Annotated in this window: 17 protein-coding genes and 1 pseudogene; 10 read left to right on the top strand and 8 right to left on the bottom strand. The window is 62.0% G+C overall.

Annotated elements, in window-relative coordinates; genetic code table 11:
- Positions 1–356 (bottom strand): annotated as a pseudogene (locus EOB80_RS35495) (B12-binding domain-containing protein); the annotation flags it as partial.
- A 272-nt stretch (positions 357–628) separates the two neighbouring features.
- Here EOB80_RS35495 and EOB80_RS24465 point away from each other — a divergent pair.
- The 6 genes from EOB80_RS24465 to EOB80_RS24440 all read left to right on the top strand — a co-directional run bounded on the left by EOB80_RS24465 (position 629) and on the right by EOB80_RS24440 (position 6,749).
- Positions 629–2,203, top strand: coding sequence for a trimethylamine methyltransferase family protein (locus tag EOB80_RS24465; protein ID WP_024501311.1), 1,575 nt, complete (start codon positions 629–631; stop codon positions 2,201–2,203).
- A gap of 469 nt (positions 2,204–2,672) precedes the next feature.
- A complete protein-coding gene (locus EOB80_RS24460; RefSeq protein WP_127330297.1) occupies positions 2,673–3,119 on the top strand; it encodes a hypothetical protein in 447 nt (148 codons plus the stop codon).
- 22 nt (positions 3,120–3,141) lie between these two features.
- Positions 3,142–3,837, top strand: a complete 696-nt coding sequence (locus EOB80_RS24455; protein ID WP_127330295.1) for a 4Fe-4S dicluster domain-containing protein — start codon at positions 3,142–3,144, stop codon at positions 3,835–3,837.
- 98 nt (positions 3,838–3,935) lie between these two features.
- Entirely contained in the window at positions 3,936–4,613 is a 678-nt protein-coding gene (locus EOB80_RS24450; RefSeq protein ID WP_127330293.1) for a FadR/GntR family transcriptional regulator, read from the top strand.
- Complete coding sequence (locus EOB80_RS24445) at positions 4,610–5,908, top strand: MFS transporter (RefSeq protein ID WP_127330291.1); 1,299 nt, start codon at positions 4,610–4,612, stop codon at positions 5,906–5,908. Before EOB80_RS24450 ends, EOB80_RS24445 begins: the two co-directional genes overlap by 4 nt.
- A 103-nt stretch (positions 5,909–6,011) precedes the next feature.
- Complete coding sequence (locus tag EOB80_RS24440; RefSeq protein WP_127330289.1) at positions 6,012–6,749, top strand: dienelactone hydrolase family protein; 738 nt, start codon at positions 6,012–6,014, stop codon at positions 6,747–6,749.
- A gap of 163 nt (positions 6,750–6,912) precedes the next feature.
- Here the strand turns inward: EOB80_RS24440 and EOB80_RS24435 are convergent, their stop codons facing one another.
- Positions 6,913–7,470, bottom strand: coding sequence for a DUF308 domain-containing protein (locus tag EOB80_RS24435; protein WP_127330287.1), 558 nt, complete (start codon positions 7,468–7,470; stop codon positions 6,913–6,915).
- A gap of 138 nt (positions 7,471–7,608) precedes the next feature.
- Here EOB80_RS24435 and EOB80_RS24430 point away from each other — a divergent pair, with 138 nt between their 5' ends.
- Complete coding sequence (locus EOB80_RS24430) at positions 7,609–8,196, top strand: TetR/AcrR family transcriptional regulator (RefSeq protein WP_127330285.1); 588 nt, start codon at positions 7,609–7,611, stop codon at positions 8,194–8,196.
- Between the two features lie 81 nt (positions 8,197–8,277).
- Entirely contained in the window at positions 8,278–9,456 is a 1,179-nt protein-coding gene (locus EOB80_RS24425) for an NAD(P)/FAD-dependent oxidoreductase (RefSeq protein WP_127330283.1), read from the top strand.
- Here the strand turns inward: EOB80_RS24425 and EOB80_RS24420 are convergent.
- The 6 genes from EOB80_RS24420 to EOB80_RS24395 are packed head-to-tail and all read right to left on the bottom strand — an operon-like array spanning position 9,453 to position 11,795.
- Positions 9,453–9,860 carry a DUF1801 domain-containing protein gene (locus tag EOB80_RS24420; protein ID WP_127317941.1) on the bottom strand — a complete coding sequence of 136 codons (408 nt, stop codon included), beginning with the start codon at positions 9,858–9,860 and terminating at the stop codon, positions 9,453–9,455. The two genes, EOB80_RS24425 and EOB80_RS24420, sit on opposite strands and share 4 nt — an antisense overlap.
- Positions 9,861–9,900: 40 nt before the next feature.
- The gene (locus tag EOB80_RS24415) at positions 9,901–10,323 is read right to left on the bottom strand and encodes a VOC family protein (protein WP_281058087.1); all 423 of its coding nucleotides are present in this window, start codon (positions 10,321–10,323) and stop codon (positions 9,901–9,903) included.
- Entirely contained in the window at positions 10,323–10,760 is a 438-nt protein-coding gene (locus EOB80_RS24410; RefSeq protein ID WP_127267743.1) for a DUF1801 domain-containing protein, read from the bottom strand. The genes EOB80_RS24415 and EOB80_RS24410 overlap by 1 nt, the downstream gene beginning before the upstream one ends.
- Before the next feature lie 11 nt (positions 10,761–10,771).
- Complete coding sequence (locus EOB80_RS24405; RefSeq protein WP_127330281.1) at positions 10,772–10,993, bottom strand: hypothetical protein; 222 nt, start codon at positions 10,991–10,993, stop codon at positions 10,772–10,774.
- A 56-nt stretch (positions 10,994–11,049) separates the two neighbouring features.
- The gene (locus tag EOB80_RS24400) at positions 11,050–11,475 is read right to left on the bottom strand and encodes an SRPBCC domain-containing protein (RefSeq protein ID WP_127330279.1); all 426 of its coding nucleotides are present in this window, start codon (positions 11,473–11,475) and stop codon (positions 11,050–11,052) included.
- On the bottom strand, positions 11,472–11,795 hold the full coding sequence (locus tag EOB80_RS24395) for a metalloregulator ArsR/SmtB family transcription factor (RefSeq protein ID WP_127330277.1): 324 nt from the start codon (positions 11,793–11,795) through the stop codon (positions 11,472–11,474). The genes EOB80_RS24400 and EOB80_RS24395 overlap by 4 nt, the downstream gene beginning before the upstream one ends.
- 155 nt (positions 11,796–11,950) lie before the next feature.
- Between EOB80_RS24395 and EOB80_RS24390 the strand changes: the two genes are divergently transcribed.
- Together EOB80_RS24390 and EOB80_RS24385 are read left to right on the top strand one after the other, a co-directional pair.
- A complete protein-coding gene (locus tag EOB80_RS24390) occupies positions 11,951–12,511 on the top strand; it encodes an RNA polymerase sigma factor (RefSeq protein WP_127330275.1) in 561 nt (186 codons plus the stop codon).
- Positions 12,512–12,513: 2 nt separating this feature from the next.
- On the top strand, positions 12,514–14,628 hold the full coding sequence (locus tag EOB80_RS24385; RefSeq protein ID WP_127330273.1) for a VWA domain-containing protein: 2,115 nt from the start codon (positions 12,514–12,516) through the stop codon (positions 14,626–14,628).
- Positions 14,629–14,785 lie beyond the last annotated feature (157 nt).

Here is a 14,785-nt window from a genome sequence, read left to right as displayed (position 1 = left end):
TTCTTGCCGATGTCGTGGATGTCGCCCTTGACGGTGCCGATGACCATCTTGCCCTGCTTCGGCGCGCCGGTGGCGGCGAGCAGCGGACGCAGGATGAACATGCCGGCCTTCATCGCATTGGCCGACAGCAGCACTTCGGGAACGAACAGGATGCCGTCGCGGAAATCCTCGCCGACGATGCGCATGCCTTCGACCAGCGCTTCCGTCAGCACCTTGTAGGGCACCCAGCCGCGCTCGAGCAGGATGTTGGTGCCTTCCTCGATCTCTTCCTTCAGCCCGTCATAGAGATCGTCGTGCATCTGCTGCACCAACTCGTCGTCGGAAAGTTCGGAAAGGATGATCTCGTCGTCGGACATTTGTATCGAGCTCCTGCCGGCATCGCGACCATGTCGCAAGGCACACATCTTCGCGTTCATACCTAACCCGCTGAGGGCATGTATCCATAGCTGATTTGCGACTTCCCGCAAAAGGAAAGCGACCGTAACTCTCTTGGAATTCTTGTCGATTTTGCGACAGGCGTTGGCGCTGGCGGGCCGTTTCGAATAGGGTGCATGGCTACGATCTGGCAAGAAGCGGCGAGGCAGCCGCTATGGATTCCAGACAAGAACAGTTTCAGGGAAGAACCACCATGAGCGAACACGCGGCAGTCGATCAGGAAGCGTCAAACGCGCGACGTGGACGTGGCGCCAGTGGCGGGGCAGCAGCCCGGCGGGCAGCACGTTCGGGCGGTGGCCCAGGTACGCAGCTCACCTACATCAAACGCAAGATCAACGTTTACGAGGTGCTGGACGAGGAAGGCCTGGCGCTGATCGAGAAGAACACCGACACGGTGCTCGAGGAAATCGGCATCATCTTCCGTGATGACGCGGAAGCGCTGCAACTGTGGAAAGAGGCCGGCGCCGACGTCAAGGGCGAGCGCGTGCACTTTCCGAAGGGTCTGTGCCGTTCGCTGCTCAAGACCGCGCCGTCCGTCTACACCCAACATGCGCGCAATTCCGAGCGCTCGGTGCAGATCGGCGGCAATGCCACCGTTTTTGCGCCGGTCTACGGTCCGCCCTTCGTGCGTGACCTCGATGGCGTCAGGCGTTATGCGACGATCGAGGATTTCCAGAATTTCGTGAAGCTCGCCTATATGGCGCCGTCGATCCACCATTCGGGCGGCACGGTGTGTGAGCCCGTCGACGTGCCGGTCAACAAGCGCCATCTCGACATGATCTACAGCCACATCAAATATTCCGACAAGCCGTTCATGGGTTCGGTGACCGCGCCGGAGCGCGCCGAAGACACCGTCGCCATGGCCAAGATCGTGTTCGGTGACGATTTCGTCGAGAACAACACGGTGCTGACCAGCCTGATCAACGCCAACTCGCCGATGGTGTTCGACGAGACCATGCTCGGCGCGCTGAAAGTCTATGCGCGCCACAACCAGGCCTGCATCGTCACGCCGTTCATCCTTGCCGGCGCGATGAGCCCGGTGACGGTGGCCGGCACGCTGACGCAGGTCCTGGCCGAAGTGCTGGCCGGCGCCTCGTTCACGCAGCTGATCCGGCCGGGCGCGCCGGTGCTGTTCGGCACCTTCGCTTCGTCGATCTCGATGCAGTCGGGAGCCCCGACCTTCGGCACGCCGGAGCCGTCGCTGGTGTCTTATGGCGCCGCACAGCTGGCCCGCCGCCTCGGCCTGCCGTTCCGCACCGGCGGCTCGCTCTGCGCGTCGAAGGTTCCGGATGCTCAGGCGGCCTATGAAAGCGCCAACACGCTGAACTCGACCATCCTGGCCGGCACCAATTTCGTGCTGCATTCGGCCGGCTGGCTCGAGGGCGGGTTGGCGTCCTGCTACGAGAAATTCATGATGGACATCGATCAGCTCGGCATGACGCAGAAATTCTCAGAGGGCGTCGACCTGTCGGAAAACGGCCAGGCGATGGACGCCATCCGCCAGGTCGGCCCCGGCAGCCACTATCTCGGCTGCGACCACACCCAGGCCAATTTCCAGACCGCCTTCTATCGCTCCAACATCGCCGACAACAATTCCTACGAGCAGTGGCTGGCCGAAGGTGAGAAGACTGCGCCGCAGCGCGCCAACGAACTCGCCCGCCGCTGGCTGGAAAGCTACGAGGCGCCGCATCTCGATCCGAGCATCGACGAAGCGTTGAAGGACTTCATCGCCAAGAAGAAGGGGTCGATGCCCGACGCCTTCACTTGAAAGGAGCCCGAATCAGGCGGGGCTAAAGTCGCCAACATCATCCACAAGGAAGTCTGGCGGAGCGCGTTCTCCGATCCGGACAAGAAGGGATGACTGCGCGTCGCGGGTGAAGACAAGCGGTGGGGACGGTGCCAATGCCTTTCAATCCAACCAGGCGAAATCGGAACATCGGCACGCCCAAGCAGGGCCATGGTCAAAACAACCGCATGGTCATTCCCCGACCATGGAACTCCACCAGATGGTGTGTGGCGCAGCTCGATCCGAGCCAAACGCTGCACAGGACAGTGAATGGCAGAGACGTAACGCTCATTGTCGAAAAGACGAGTGGCAGGTGCAGTCACGCCTGCACGGTCGAAGATGTTGTTTTCGTTCTCTCTCATGTTCCCCTCGCTGACTGGCCGGACTGGAAACATTTGTCTTGCCCCAACCGACGCGAAAAGCGCGGCTACTCGGACCGGTCTGGGGGCGGATGTTTTATGATGCCAACCTTGGTTTCCGTGGATCCTCCATCGTGAAAAGTGGTCCGGCCATATTTTTGGAAGCTTGTGGTGTCGGCGACATCATCGATTGGCCCACGTCGCTGGACTCCGAGGATGCGGCAGAATTGGACAGGCTTCGTTTGGACGGTCACGACGTCAGCCGGGTTGGAAAGAAACATCTCGTTTCCCCATCGCTCGACGCTGTGCGAGCCACGCAGCTCTATCGCACGCTCCTGCATGAGATCGGCCACTGGCGTGATTGGCTTGAAAAAGTGGAAATGCCGTCCGACCAAGGCGAGGACTACTCAACACTTTATGACCGTTACTTTGCGCGGCCCAAAAGCGAGCGAGAGGCTTTTGCGCATCGCTACGCTGATAATTTGCGGGCGACGCTCGAGAAGAAGGGGGTCATTCCGTTCCCGAGGATCGAGGCGTGACAGTCTGCCCGGGCATGAAGGGATGAACCCTGCACGCCGTACGGTTGACGAAATAGCGGCCGCGCTTGCCGCCAATGGCCTTATCCTGCGCGGCGGGGTCATTTTCAACACAGGCGAAGAGTCACCCTCAGGCCTGTCAGGCGCTGCCGCCAAATCAGCCCTTTTGGTGGGGCAGGCGGGAGCCGCGCCCTGGCCGCATTTCCTGCGCTGGCGCGAGAGCCAGCCGGAGCAAATCGCCAATCCGCTCGACACCTGGTCGCGTGAGGTGATCGGCGCGGTGGCGCAGGATTTTGGCGCACGGGCGATTTCTCCGTCGGACAAGCCCTATCTGCCGTTCCAGCAATGGGCGATGCGGGCGGAGGGACTGAAGCCGTCGCCGCTCGGCATCCTCATGCATCCGCAATACGGGCTATGGCATGCCTATCGCGGTGCGCTGCTGTTCGAGGACGAGCTTCCGATTCAAGCCGGCGAAGCGGCGCCTCACCTTTGCGATACCTGCGTCGAGAAACCCTGCCTGAAATCCTGCCCGGTCGACGCCTATTCCGCGCAAGGATTTGCTTATCAATCCTGCCTGGCGCATGTGCGGGGGGCGAATGGGGGACCCTGCCGCCGCGGCGGCTGCCTTGACCGCAATTCGTGCCCCTATGGCACGGAGTATCGCTATCCGCCGGAGGTTCAGGCCTTCCACATGGCGAGCTTCGCACGAGCCACCAACTGATCCATTCCCATTGCGGTGCTCGTTGGCTTCGAGCATCTTGACGGCAGTTAGACGCAAGCCTATTCATCAAGTCATCTGATGACTTGATGAATAGGCTGATGCAACCTGCTATCCGAACCAATCTCACCGACAGCGCCACCGAGAGCCTGCGGGCTGAAATCGTCAGCGGCCGCTGGGGTGTCGGCGAGCGTATCCCCAACGAGGCAGCTCTGACCGACCTTCTGTCGGTCAGCCGCGGCACGGTGCGCGAGGCGGTGCGGGTGCTGGTCTCGCAGGGATTGCTGGATACGCGCCAAGGCTCGGGCACCTATGTGCGCTCTGCCGTCGATACTTCTGCCTCGCTCGACCGGGTCAAGCGCAGCGGCCTGCGCGATCAGTGGGAGGCGCGGGCAGCGCTGGACCTCGAGGCCGCACGGCTCGCTGCCTTGCGCCACACGCCAGCCGACCTCGAGCGGATGCGGCAATTGCTTGCCGCGCGCGGCACTGTCGCCGAAGGCGGAAGCGAATCCTTCACCCACCGCGATCTCGCTTTCCACAAATCCGTCGTCGCGGCGTCCGGCAACAGGGCGATGATGGAGCTCTACGACTTCTTCACCGCCGCGATTACCGAGACTATCCATGCCACCATCGACGGCGATCTGCCCGAACCGGACCACCAGGCGCATGCGGCAATCGTCGAAGCCATTGCCGCGAGCGATCCCGAGCGGGCCGTTGCCGCCGTCCGAGCTTTCATGGCGCCGGTGCTTGCCCAACTTGAAAGACTGCTTTCGCAATGAACCAGAGTTTTCGTCAGCCTGACCCGAAGGCCGAGGTCATGGACGGTCTGGAACTCATCGATGCCGAGGCCGACAGCCTGCCCGTGCCGCAGCCGCCTGAACTGCGCAGCCGTGCGGCGCGCATTGTGCTTGGCGCGAGCCTTGTGCTGATCGCCTTCAGTCTGCGGCCGCTGTTTTCGAGCCTGTCGGTGCTGTTGCCCGAGGTGATGCAGGCAACCGGGCTGTCGACGACGGGCGCCAGCCTGCTGACGACGCTGCCCGTCCTGTGCCTCGGCCTGTTCGCGCCCTTCGCGCCAAGGCTTGCGCAGCGCTATGGAGCCGAGCGCACCTTGCTCGGGGCGCTCGCCTTGCTGGTGCTGGGAACCGGCCTGCGCTGGTTCGGTACGGTTCCCCTGCTGTTTGTCGCGACCTTCCTGGCAGGCGGCGCCATTGCCATCGGCAATGTGCTGCTGCCAGGCCTGGTGAAGCGCGATTTCGCCGACAGGGCCGCCGTCATGACCGGGCTCTACACCATGGCGCTCTGCGCCGGTTCGGCTGCCGCCGCGGGCTTCACGCTGCCGATCGAGCATTTTGTCACCGGTTCATGGTCCGGAGCACTTGCTGCCTGGGCGGTGCCGACCCTGATTGTGTTGCTGATCTGGATTCCGCAGGCGCTGGGCAGCCGGCGGCAAGTGAGCCATCAAGGCTTTCGCGTCGTCGGGCTTTGGCGCGATCGCCTTGCCTGGCAGGTGACGCTGTTCATGGGGCTGCAGTCGGCGCTCGCCTATTGCATCTTCGGCTGGCTGGCGCCGATCCTGCGCGAGCGTGGCTTCGATGCGGCCACCGCTGGCGCCATGGTTTCGGTGTCAGTGATGGCGCAGGTCATCACGTGCCTTGCCGTGCCGTCCTTCGCGATGCGGTTGAAGGACCAGCGCGGCATCAATGTGGCGCTCGTTGCCACCGCGGTGATCGCGCTGCTCGGCATTCTCTTTGCGCCGACCTCGACGGTGCTGTTCTGGGCAATCCTGCAAGGCATCGGGCAGGGTGGCCTGATCGCTGCTGCCATGAGCTTGATCGTGCTGCGTTCGCCGGATTCGCATGTCGCCGCGCATCTTTCAGGCATGGCGCAAGGCGTCGGCTATGTGCTGGCGGCATTCGGCCCGCTGCTGGTGGGCCTGATCCGCGACTGGACCGGCAGTTTTTCGGGAACGGCGTTCCTGTTCGTCGCGCTCGGGCTTGGCGTAGCCATCATGGGGCTTGGTGCCGGCCGTGCGCTGCATGTCGGCGCGCGGACCGTGCGCGAGGGCGAGCAATAGCGTCCGCAATCCTGCACGAAATGTTGACTGCCACGCCCCGGGAATGCCTTGCCGTATGGCCTTGCGCGGATATGTATCGCGCATCAGTCGAACGGAGCGGGCGATGACGAAACACGACCTTCAGATCAAGACCAGGGATGGTGTTGCCAATGCCGGGCTTTTCCACTCGGCAAACGCATCTCCTGCCAAGGCCGGCGTCATTCTCTATCAGGACGCCTTCGGTCCGCGGCCGGCGCTCGACGGTATGGCCGAGCGGCTCGCGAATGAAGGCTATGCGGTGCTGGTGCCCGACCTATTCTACCGCAATGCGCCCTACGGGCCGTTCGACGCCAAGACCGCCTTCGCCGAGGAAAAGACCAAAATCCCGCTGATGGCGCTGGTCACCGGCACGACACAGGAGATGACCATTAGCGACAGCGGTGCGTTCCTCGACGCGCTTGCTGCCGAGGGCATCACCGGGCCGATTGGCACGGTGGGATATTGCATGGGTGGCGGCCGGGCGTTGAACGCCGCCGCTAACTATCCCGACAGGATAAGGGCGGCCGCAAGCTTCCATGGCGGCAATCTGGCCAGCGACGCCGCCGACAGCCCGCATCGCAAGGCAGCCTCCATCAAGGCGCGCGTCTATGTCGGCATGTCGGGTGTCGACAGGAGTTTCCCGCCGGAACAGTCGGCGCGGCTGGCCGAGGCGCTCAGGGTTGCGGAAGTCGATCATGTCATCGAGAACTATGCCGGGATGGCGCATGGCTGGTGCGTGCCCGATCATAGCGTTTTCAACGCCGCGGGTGCCGAACGCCACTGGAAGCGATTGACGACGCTGTTCGCAGAGACGCTGATTTAAGGCAGGAGTCACTGCGCACTGATCGCACACAGGTCGACTCTGAGCAGGACGCTACGCGTCTTTGAACCAGAACGGCAGCCGATGCGCCGAAGAGTGAGCGATGCTTGCCCTTTCGACGGCGGCAGATGACTGTTCACCTTGCCGCCGCCGGATCAGGCTGCGCCTAGGCGTTTGCCTTGCGATAGGCTGCTACGACAAGCCAAATTGCGGAAAGCAGAAAGTAAAACGCGCCGAACCCGGCATAAGGGGCGATGTCCAGAATCGTCGGCGCAGCCGTGCCGAGGGATCGGCTGATCATGAAGCCGCCGGCGAGGGCCGACTGCGCACCACTCAGGATCATCGGCCATTGTGCGCCATGGTAGCGCCAACGCCTTGCTCCCGTATTCAGCTGCAGTAGACCCGAGAGGATCGCCCAAACCCCAAACACGGCCAGAACGGCATACATGCTGTTGTTAACCGCCACGATGACGGCGAGCGCCGTTATCGTGCTGACCACGACATTCAAAGCCTGGGACGAGTTGGCCTTCAGGCCGCCATTTACCCTGGCGTCAACCAGATTGGCGAGAGCGTCCCATGCCGGGTAGATCACGAGCAGAAACGCGGTGGGACCGGGTTGCCCGTTGAATAGAATGGCGGCAGCAACCCAGGCGATAGAAAATATGGCGCGTGCGAAATAATAGGATCGTAGCCATCCGGACCGGGTGAAAGATTGGTTTTGCATCGGCAGATTCCTTGTTGCTATCTACCTATTAGTAGGTAGACAAAACCCCTAAGTCAACCCAATGTCCGGAACACCTCCCTGTGAGAATCGGGAACGATGCAACCTTGACAGTTCGCCTACCAGAAGGTAGGCGGCGATATGAAATCAATGGCTTCGACTTCAGAAAAGATTCTCGATGTCGCGCAGTCTCTCATCGTCGCGGGAGGCTACAACGGGTTCAGCTATGCCGATATCTCGGCTGCCATCGGCATCAGGAAGGCGAGTATCCACCATCATTTTCCGACGAAGGCCGAGCTGGTTTCGGTGCTGGTGGATCGTTACAGGCGGCAGGCCGAAGTGGGTTTGGAGTCTCTCCGGGGAGAACTCTCAAGCCCTGCTGAACAACTGCAGTCCTATCTGAACTATTGGCGGACATGCATTCGCGATGCCTCGCCGTCGTTCTGCGTCTGCGCGATGCTCGCCGGCGAGATGCAGATGCTGCCGGAAGAGGTGGCGTCACGCGTTCGTGCCCATTTCCAAAATCTCGCGGGATGGCTTACGTCGGTGCTGCGGGCTGGAATGGAACAGGACTTGTTCCGCTTGAACAACCGGCCGGAGGAGGAGGCCCAGATGCTGATGGCATCGGTTCACGGGGCAATGCTGTCCGCGAGGGCTTTCAGCGATCCCGGGCTGTTCACCATAATCGTCACCCCCCAGATCACCAGGCTGCTGGGACGGGATAGCTAGAAAACTATCGGGCCAAAGTGATACCAGGCAGCGCAAGTGGCGCGCCCCAAATGAGTGGGTCGAGCGGGAACGAATAGCCTGATGCAATCTTATGATGTCGTGATCATCGGCGCGGGTGCCGCCGGAATGATGTGCGCCGTGGAGGCGGCCAAGCGCGGCCGTTCGGTGCTGATCCTCGATCATGCGGCGGCGCCTGGCGAGAAGATCCGCATCTCCGGCGGCGGCCGGTGCAATTTCACCAACATCCATGCCAGCCCGAAGAATTTTCTGTCGGGCAATCCGCATTTCTGCATTTCGGCGCTCAGTCGCTACACGCAGCGCGATTTCATCGCCCTCGTCGAACGCCAACGCATTGCCTATCACGAGAAGACGCTTGGGCAGCTGTTCTGCGACGGCTCGGCGCGCCAGATCATCGACATGCTGGTCTCGGAAATGCAGGGCAGGGGCGTGGAGCTGGCGCTCTCGGCCAGTGTTGAGGATGTCCGCAAAACCGTGGAGGGGTTTGCGCTCACCCTCTCCACAGGCTTGGTTACTTGCCAGTCGCTGGTCGTGGCCTGCGGCGGCAAGTCGATCCCAAAGATGGGCGCGACCGGCTTCGGCTACGAGCTTGCCGATCGGTTCGGCCTTGCCATCGTCGAAACGCGGCCTGCGCTGGTGCCGCTGACCTTCGACGCAAACACGCTTGAGCGGCTAGCGCCGCTGGCCGGCAACGCCGTCGACGCGGAAGTCGCCTGCGGCAAGACGCGGTTCTCCGAAGCGATGCTGTTCACGCATCGCGGCGTCAGCGGGCCATCCATCCTGCAGATCTCATCCTATTGGCGCGAGGGCGATGAAATCCGCATCGCCATGCTGCCGGGAGTTGACGTGGCGGACCTCATTCGGGTGGCCAAGCGAAGCAATGGGCGGCAAGCGGCACAGACGGTGCTGGCAAATCATCTGCCGAAGCGGCTTGCGCAGTCGATCGCCGAGCGCACAGGGATCGACGGCAACCTTGCTGATCTTTCCGACGCCCAGATGAAAACCATAGCTGCCGCAGTCAATGACTGGCGCATCAAGCCTGCCGGCTCAGAGGGCTACCGGACCGCCGAAGTGACGCTGGGTGGGGTCGACACCAACGGGCTGGACCAGAAGACGATGCAGGCGAAGTCCGTGCCGGGCCTGTTTTTCATCGGCGAAGTCGTCGATGTCACGGGTTGGCTGGGTGGCTATAATTTCCAGTGGGCATGGTCGTCGGGCTGGGTGGCAGGCCAGGCGGCCTAGACTTGCGTCCGTGGCTTCGCCCCGGCAGCCGCTTTCTTCTTCTTTTTGGCGTGGTTGTAATCGATGGCCGCACGGACGAGCTCTTTTAAAGCGCCCTCATTGAGCCTGTCGCCCTCGAACATGTCGATTGCCCGCCACACCTTGCCGCCAAAACCATTGTTGAACAGATTGTCGGGGTCCGGCAGGCTGGCGCCATGGGAAAAGGTCAGCTTCACCTTGTCCTTGTGGGCGTTGCCGACCACGATGTTCCCGTCGAGGCACCATACCGGGCTGCCCATCCACTTCCACTCCTCGACGATGTCCGGGTCGGCTGCAAGGATGGTCTTGCGGATGCCGCCGAGCGTATCGCCGCGCCAATCGGTGAGGCCGGCGATCAGTTGGTCGATCTGTTCGGATGGGTTCATTGGGTGTCTCCTGTGCCTCGACGCGTTTCACCGTCGCCCGTTACCAGCGCGCCAGCTGGGTGATCTGAATGAGGTTGCCGCAGCTGTCGTTCAACTGGGCGATGGTCGAGCCGGTCACCTCGGTCGGCGGTTTGATAAACGCGCCACCCTTCGCCTTGATGCGCTCGTAGTCGCCCTTGACGTCGTCGGTGAAGAACATGACCGCGGGCTGACCCTGCTGGAAGATGGCTTCCTGATAGGACTTGGCGGCCGGGTTGTCGTTGAGCGCGAGCTGCAGTTCGGTTCCATCAGGCTCTTCAGCCGAGGCCACGGTCAGCCAACGATAAGGCCCATTGCTGAAATCGGCCTTTTTGGTGAAGCCCAGCACGTCGGTGTAGAAGCGCAGTGCGTTTTCCTGGTTGTCCACATACACGCTGGTCAGCTTGATCTTCATTGCTCTTTTTCCTCTGTCATAGTCGGTCATTACGGGATCCAGCCGGGCAGGGCCGCGGCCTGCTTGATCCATTCCACCATCCTCGCCTCATCGAACGGATCGTCTTCGCGGATGTCGATCCAGCGCACATCCTTGCTCTTGGCCGTGCCGCCAGGCGGAATCGGCCGCAACGACGTGCCGCTGAAGAAGGTCACTTTCAAATAGTGGGTGAAGACATGGAAACTCACGAACCAGCCTTGGCCCTCGACGCCGTAGAAGGGCGAGTTCCAGCGCACGGCCTTGCGCACGTCGGGCACGTTGTGTTCGATGAGCGCGTCGAGCCGCTCGCCGAGGCCACGCTTCCAGCCCGGCATTGCAGCGATGTAGGCCTGCACCGGAGCGTCGCCGTCGCCCTTGGCGATTTGCGGGTTGCCGCCCGAGAGCAGGACCGGTGCCGCTTTGGTCGACTGACCCTGCGTCTTGGTCATTCTACCCACTCCTATCCGCCGGCACGCTGCGCGCCGCGGCCCCTGGCGGCATAGGGCAGCACGAACATGTACAGGCCGCTGAACAGCAGCAGGAAGAGCGGCAGGAGCGGCGAATAGACCACCCAGGCGGGAGGCTGGCCGAATGCCATGGTGACAAAATTGGCGACGACGGTCAGCGTAAAAATGATCGACAGCCAGCGATGAATTTGCCGAACCCACTTGTTCCTGTCCAATAGCTCCTCCTGTCAAAACAAGCCGAAGCGGACCCGTGATCCGCATGTCGGCGGGTTCAATCCATCCGCGCCAGGACCTGACCCAGATTTGTAAAGTACTGCCGCCACCCACTCGTCGCGCCCCGATACGCCTGCTCCTGATCCGGCCGGAAGCCGGACTGTTCCATACGCAACAGGGTTCCCGTGCTGGTCGGCATGAGAGTCCAGGTGACGACACTCTCGAGGCCATAGGCCTGCCACGTGTAGGACAGTGTCTTGTTCAGCTCGACGGCTGTTACCTGGCAGTCGACAACAATGCTCACGTCGGGTTGCGGTTCCTTTCGCAGATTGAAACGGTGGTCCACGACTGGCTTGAAGTCGTTCTTCATCAGCCATTCCTCGATCAGATGCGGTTGGGTCAGCGCGCGCCAGATTTTCTCCGGCGGATAGGGGATCTCACGTTCGACGACGACGGAGCGCGTTTCGGTCGCGATGTTGGTCATTGATCCATTCTTTTGAGCAAATTTTCGAGGTCGTCGAACCGGCTCTGCCAGAATGCATTCATCTGGTTCGTCCAGTCGGTCAGCGGGGAAAGTGCTGCGAGCTGGGCGCTATAATGGGTCTGCCGTCCTTGATGGCGGTTGCGCACCAGCCCGGCCTGCCTGAGTACGCCGAGATGCTTCGACACCGCAGGTTGGGAGACCCCCGACTGAGCCGTCAGGGCGCCGACCGTCTGCTCGCCTTGCCGGCACAGGCGCTCGAAGATCGCACGACGCGTCGGATCGGAGAGTGTTCTGAAGAGGACATCGTGAGCGTTGTTCATTTTGGATCGATAACCCGGTGGCTATTGATTGACGTATAACCGCCGAGATATGGATGTGTCAAGCGGGGTGCCGGCGGTCACGATCCGGCGGTTTCCAAAAAAATCTTTCCATTGCCCCAAGGATTAGCCATTAGCCTTCGTCCAACAGGCAAATGATGGCGATGATGCTGGATGAAAGCGAAGCCTCCGACGCCGAACTGATCGGGCGGGCGAAGGGCGGAGACAGGGGGGCCTTCAGCACATTGCTGGAAAGGCACTATGACTTCGTCTATCGCGCTGCCTATCGCTGGTGCGGCAGGAAGGCCGATGCCGAAGACATCGCCCAGGAAGTCTGCGTCAGGCTCGGCAAGGCGATCCGCGACTATCGCGGCGGCGGCGCTTTCACCACATGGCTCTATTCCGTGACCCTGAACGCCGCGCGCGACATGATGCGAAAGTCCGCCCGCGAGACCGTCAAGACCGAGGCCTATGGCGTCCATGCACTGATCTCGGGCGAGGCGTCGGTCGAACCGGAAGACCCTGCCGAAGCGCTGTGGGCAGCCGTCCGGCGATTGCCGGACAAGCAGCGCGACGCCGTGCTTTTGGTCTATGGCGAGGGCCTGAGCCATGCGGCCGCCGCCGAGGCGATGGCGATGTCGGAGACGACGGTTTCCTGGCACATCCATGAAGCGAAGAAACGGCTGAAGACGCTGATGCGCGCGGCCGGGGAAGTGTGACCATGGTCGACGACAACGAACTCAACAGACTGCGCGATATAGCGGCGCCGGCGCCCGCCCAGGACGCCAAGGCACGTGCCTTCGAGGCCGCCCTGCGCGCCTATGATCAGGAAAATATTTCTGCTGTCACCCAAGGATCGATTGGCGGGCTTCGTCTCACAGAGCGAGCACAAAAGCTCTGGAGCGAGATCATGCAAAAGAAACTCATTGCCACGCCGGCCCTTGCCGGGCTCGTCGCCCTGCCGATCGCCGGATACGCCACCTTCCATCTGCTGAGGGAACAGCCGCCCAAATTCGGCGGCGACGAGAAAATCACCGAGACGCTGGCCGATAAGCCAGCGACGGTGAAGCCGACGACCGCCGAACCGAAGCCGGCTCGCGGCGAGTTGGAGAAGGACAAGAAGGCAGACGCGGATGTGGAAAGCCGCGGCGCGACCGATGCGCTTGTGGCGCCGGCCTCGCCGCAGAAATCCGAATCGACCGTTGCTGGCGGCGCGGCACAACAAAATGCGCTGGAGCGCGGTGTGCTGGCCGAGCCTGCGCCACCGGCACCGACAGGTGAATTCGCGCTGGATGGCGCTGCAAGTGTACCCAGCACCTCGCGAGCCCGCATGCCGGCCGAATCCAAGCTGATGGCGCCGCAGCAGCCGTCGATCTTGCCGGCCGACCAGATGCAGCCGCAACCGGAAAACCGCGACCGCATCGAGGATTTCAAGACCAATCCGGTGCATGCGGCACTCGAGGATCCGGTCTCGACCTTCTCGATCGACGTCGACACTGCCTCCTATTCCTTCGTGCGCGGCTCGCTGAAGCAGGGCACCCTGCCGCAGGCCGATACTGTTCGCGTCGAGGAGATGATCAACTACTTCCCCTATGACTGGAAGGGTCCGGAGTCGGCCTCGACACCGTTCAACTCGACCGTCAGCGTCATGCCGACGCCGTGGAACACGCAGACCAGGCTGATGCATGTCGCCATCAAGGGTTTTGACGTCAAGCCGACCGAGCAGCCGAAGGCCAATCTGGTCTTCCTGATCGATGTCTCGGGCTCGATGGACGAGCCGGACAAGCTGCCGCTGCTCAAGTCGGCTTTCCGGCTGCTGGTCAGCAAGCTGAAGGCGGACGACACCATCTCGATCGTCACCTATGCCGGTGACGCCGGCACAGTCCTGGAGCCGACCAAGGCGTCCGAAAAGGACAAGATCCTCAGTGCCATCGACAATCTGACGCCCGGTGGCAGCACGGCCGGCGAGGCGGGCATCAAGGAAGCCTACAGGCTGGCGCAAAAATCCTTCGTCAAGGACGGCGTCAACCGCGTGATGCTTGCTACCGACGGCGACTTCAATGTCGGCCAGACCGATGACGACGACCTCAAGCGGCTGATCGAAAGCGAGCGCAAGACCGGCGTTTTCCTGTCGGTGTTCGGCTTCGGCCGCGGCAATCTGAACGACCAGATGATGCAAACCATTGCCCAGAACGGCAACGGCACCGCCGCCTATATCGATACGCTGGCCGAGGCTGAAAAGGTGCTGGTCGAGGATGCCTCGTCGACGTTGTTCACCATCGCAAAGGACGTCAAGATCCAGGTCGAGTTCAACCCGAACAAGGTCTCGGAATATCGCCTGATCGGCTACGAGACCCGCGCCTTGAACCGCGAGGATTTCAACAATGACCGCGTCGATGCCGGCGATATCGGTTCGGGCCACTCGGTCACCGCGATCTACGAGATCACGCCCAAGGGCAGTGGTGGCGAGCAGATCGACCAACTGCGTTATGGCCAGGCGTCGGTGGACAATGGCGGCGTCGCCAATGCGGACGAATATGCCTTCGTCAAGATCCGCTACAAGCTGCCGAATGAAGACGTCTCGAAGCTGATCACCACGCCGGTGACCTCGGCCAACGAGATCTCGTCCTTCGACCAGGCCAGCACCGACCAGCGCTTCTCCGTCGCGGTCGCCGCCTTCGGCCAGAAGCTGCGCGACGAGGATGCGACCGCGAAGTTCGGTTACGACAAGATCATGGAGATCGCCACTGCCGCTCGAGGAGCCGACCCGTTTGGGTACAGGTCCGAGTTCCTCTCGCTTGTGCGCCTTGCCTCGGCGCTGGGTGGTAATCGGTAGTGGTGATGACGGCCGGTTTCTTTCAGATGGGATCGTTCTGACAGGGGAAACCGACCGCGGGCGGGTGAGGCAGGCCGGCGAGGGATTCCTTCCCTTGCCGGCCTTTTTTCGGAGCGTTTTCCGGGTCGTTAAATTGCGCCGCATTTCCGGTACGGGA

The organism is Mesorhizobium sp. M7A.F.Ca.MR.245.00.0.0, assembly GCF_003997415.1.
Lineage (GTDB): Bacteria > Pseudomonadota > Alphaproteobacteria > Rhizobiales > Rhizobiaceae > Mesorhizobium.
This window is presented reverse-complemented; position numbering and strand designations above follow the sequence as displayed.

Coding starts and splice junctions, on each gene's coding strand:
- EOB80_RS24440 (WP_127330289.1), top strand. CDS start 6,012: ATGACGAAACACGACCTTCAGATCAAGACCAGGGATGGTGTTGCCAAT.
- EOB80_RS24450 (WP_127330293.1), top strand. CDS start 3,936: ATGCAACCTGCTATCCGAACCAATCTCACCGACAGCGCCACCGAGAGC.
- EOB80_RS24445 (WP_127330291.1), top strand. CDS start 4,610: ATGAACCAGAGTTTTCGTCAGCCTGACCCGAAGGCCGAGGTCATGGAC.
- EOB80_RS24390 (WP_127330275.1), top strand. CDS start 11,951: ATGGCGATGATGCTGGATGAAAGCGAAGCCTCCGACGCCGAACTGATC.
- EOB80_RS24430 (WP_127330285.1), top strand. CDS start 7,609: ATGAAATCAATGGCTTCGACTTCAGAAAAGATTCTCGATGTCGCGCAG.
- EOB80_RS24385 (WP_127330273.1), top strand. CDS start 12,514: ATGGTCGACGACAACGAACTCAACAGACTGCGCGATATAGCGGCGCCG.
- EOB80_RS24415 (WP_281058087.1), bottom strand. CDS start 10,323: ATGACCGACTATGACAGAGGAAAAAGAGCAATGAAGATCAAGCTGACC.
- EOB80_RS24400 (WP_127330279.1), bottom strand. CDS start 11,475: ATGACCAACATCGCGACCGAAACGCGCTCCGTCGTCGTCGAACGTGAG.
- EOB80_RS24435 (WP_127330287.1), bottom strand. CDS start 7,470: ATGCAAAACCAATCTTTCACCCGGTCCGGATGGCTACGATCCTATTAT.
- EOB80_RS24455 (WP_127330295.1), top strand. CDS start 3,142: ATGAACCCTGCACGCCGTACGGTTGACGAAATAGCGGCCGCGCTTGCC.
- EOB80_RS24465 (WP_024501311.1), top strand. CDS start 629: ATGAGCGAACACGCGGCAGTCGATCAGGAAGCGTCAAACGCGCGACGT.
- EOB80_RS24425 (WP_127330283.1), top strand. CDS start 8,278: ATGCAATCTTATGATGTCGTGATCATCGGCGCGGGTGCCGCCGGAATG.
- EOB80_RS24460 (WP_127330297.1), top strand. CDS start 2,673: ATGTTTTATGATGCCAACCTTGGTTTCCGTGGATCCTCCATCGTGAAA.
- EOB80_RS24395 (WP_127330277.1), bottom strand. CDS start 11,795: ATGAACAACGCTCACGATGTCCTCTTCAGAACACTCTCCGATCCGACG.
- EOB80_RS24420 (WP_127317941.1), bottom strand. CDS start 9,860: ATGAACCCATCCGAACAGATCGACCAACTGATCGCCGGCCTCACCGAT.
- EOB80_RS24410 (WP_127267743.1), bottom strand. CDS start 10,760: ATGACCAAGACGCAGGGTCAGTCGACCAAAGCGGCACCGGTCCTGCTC.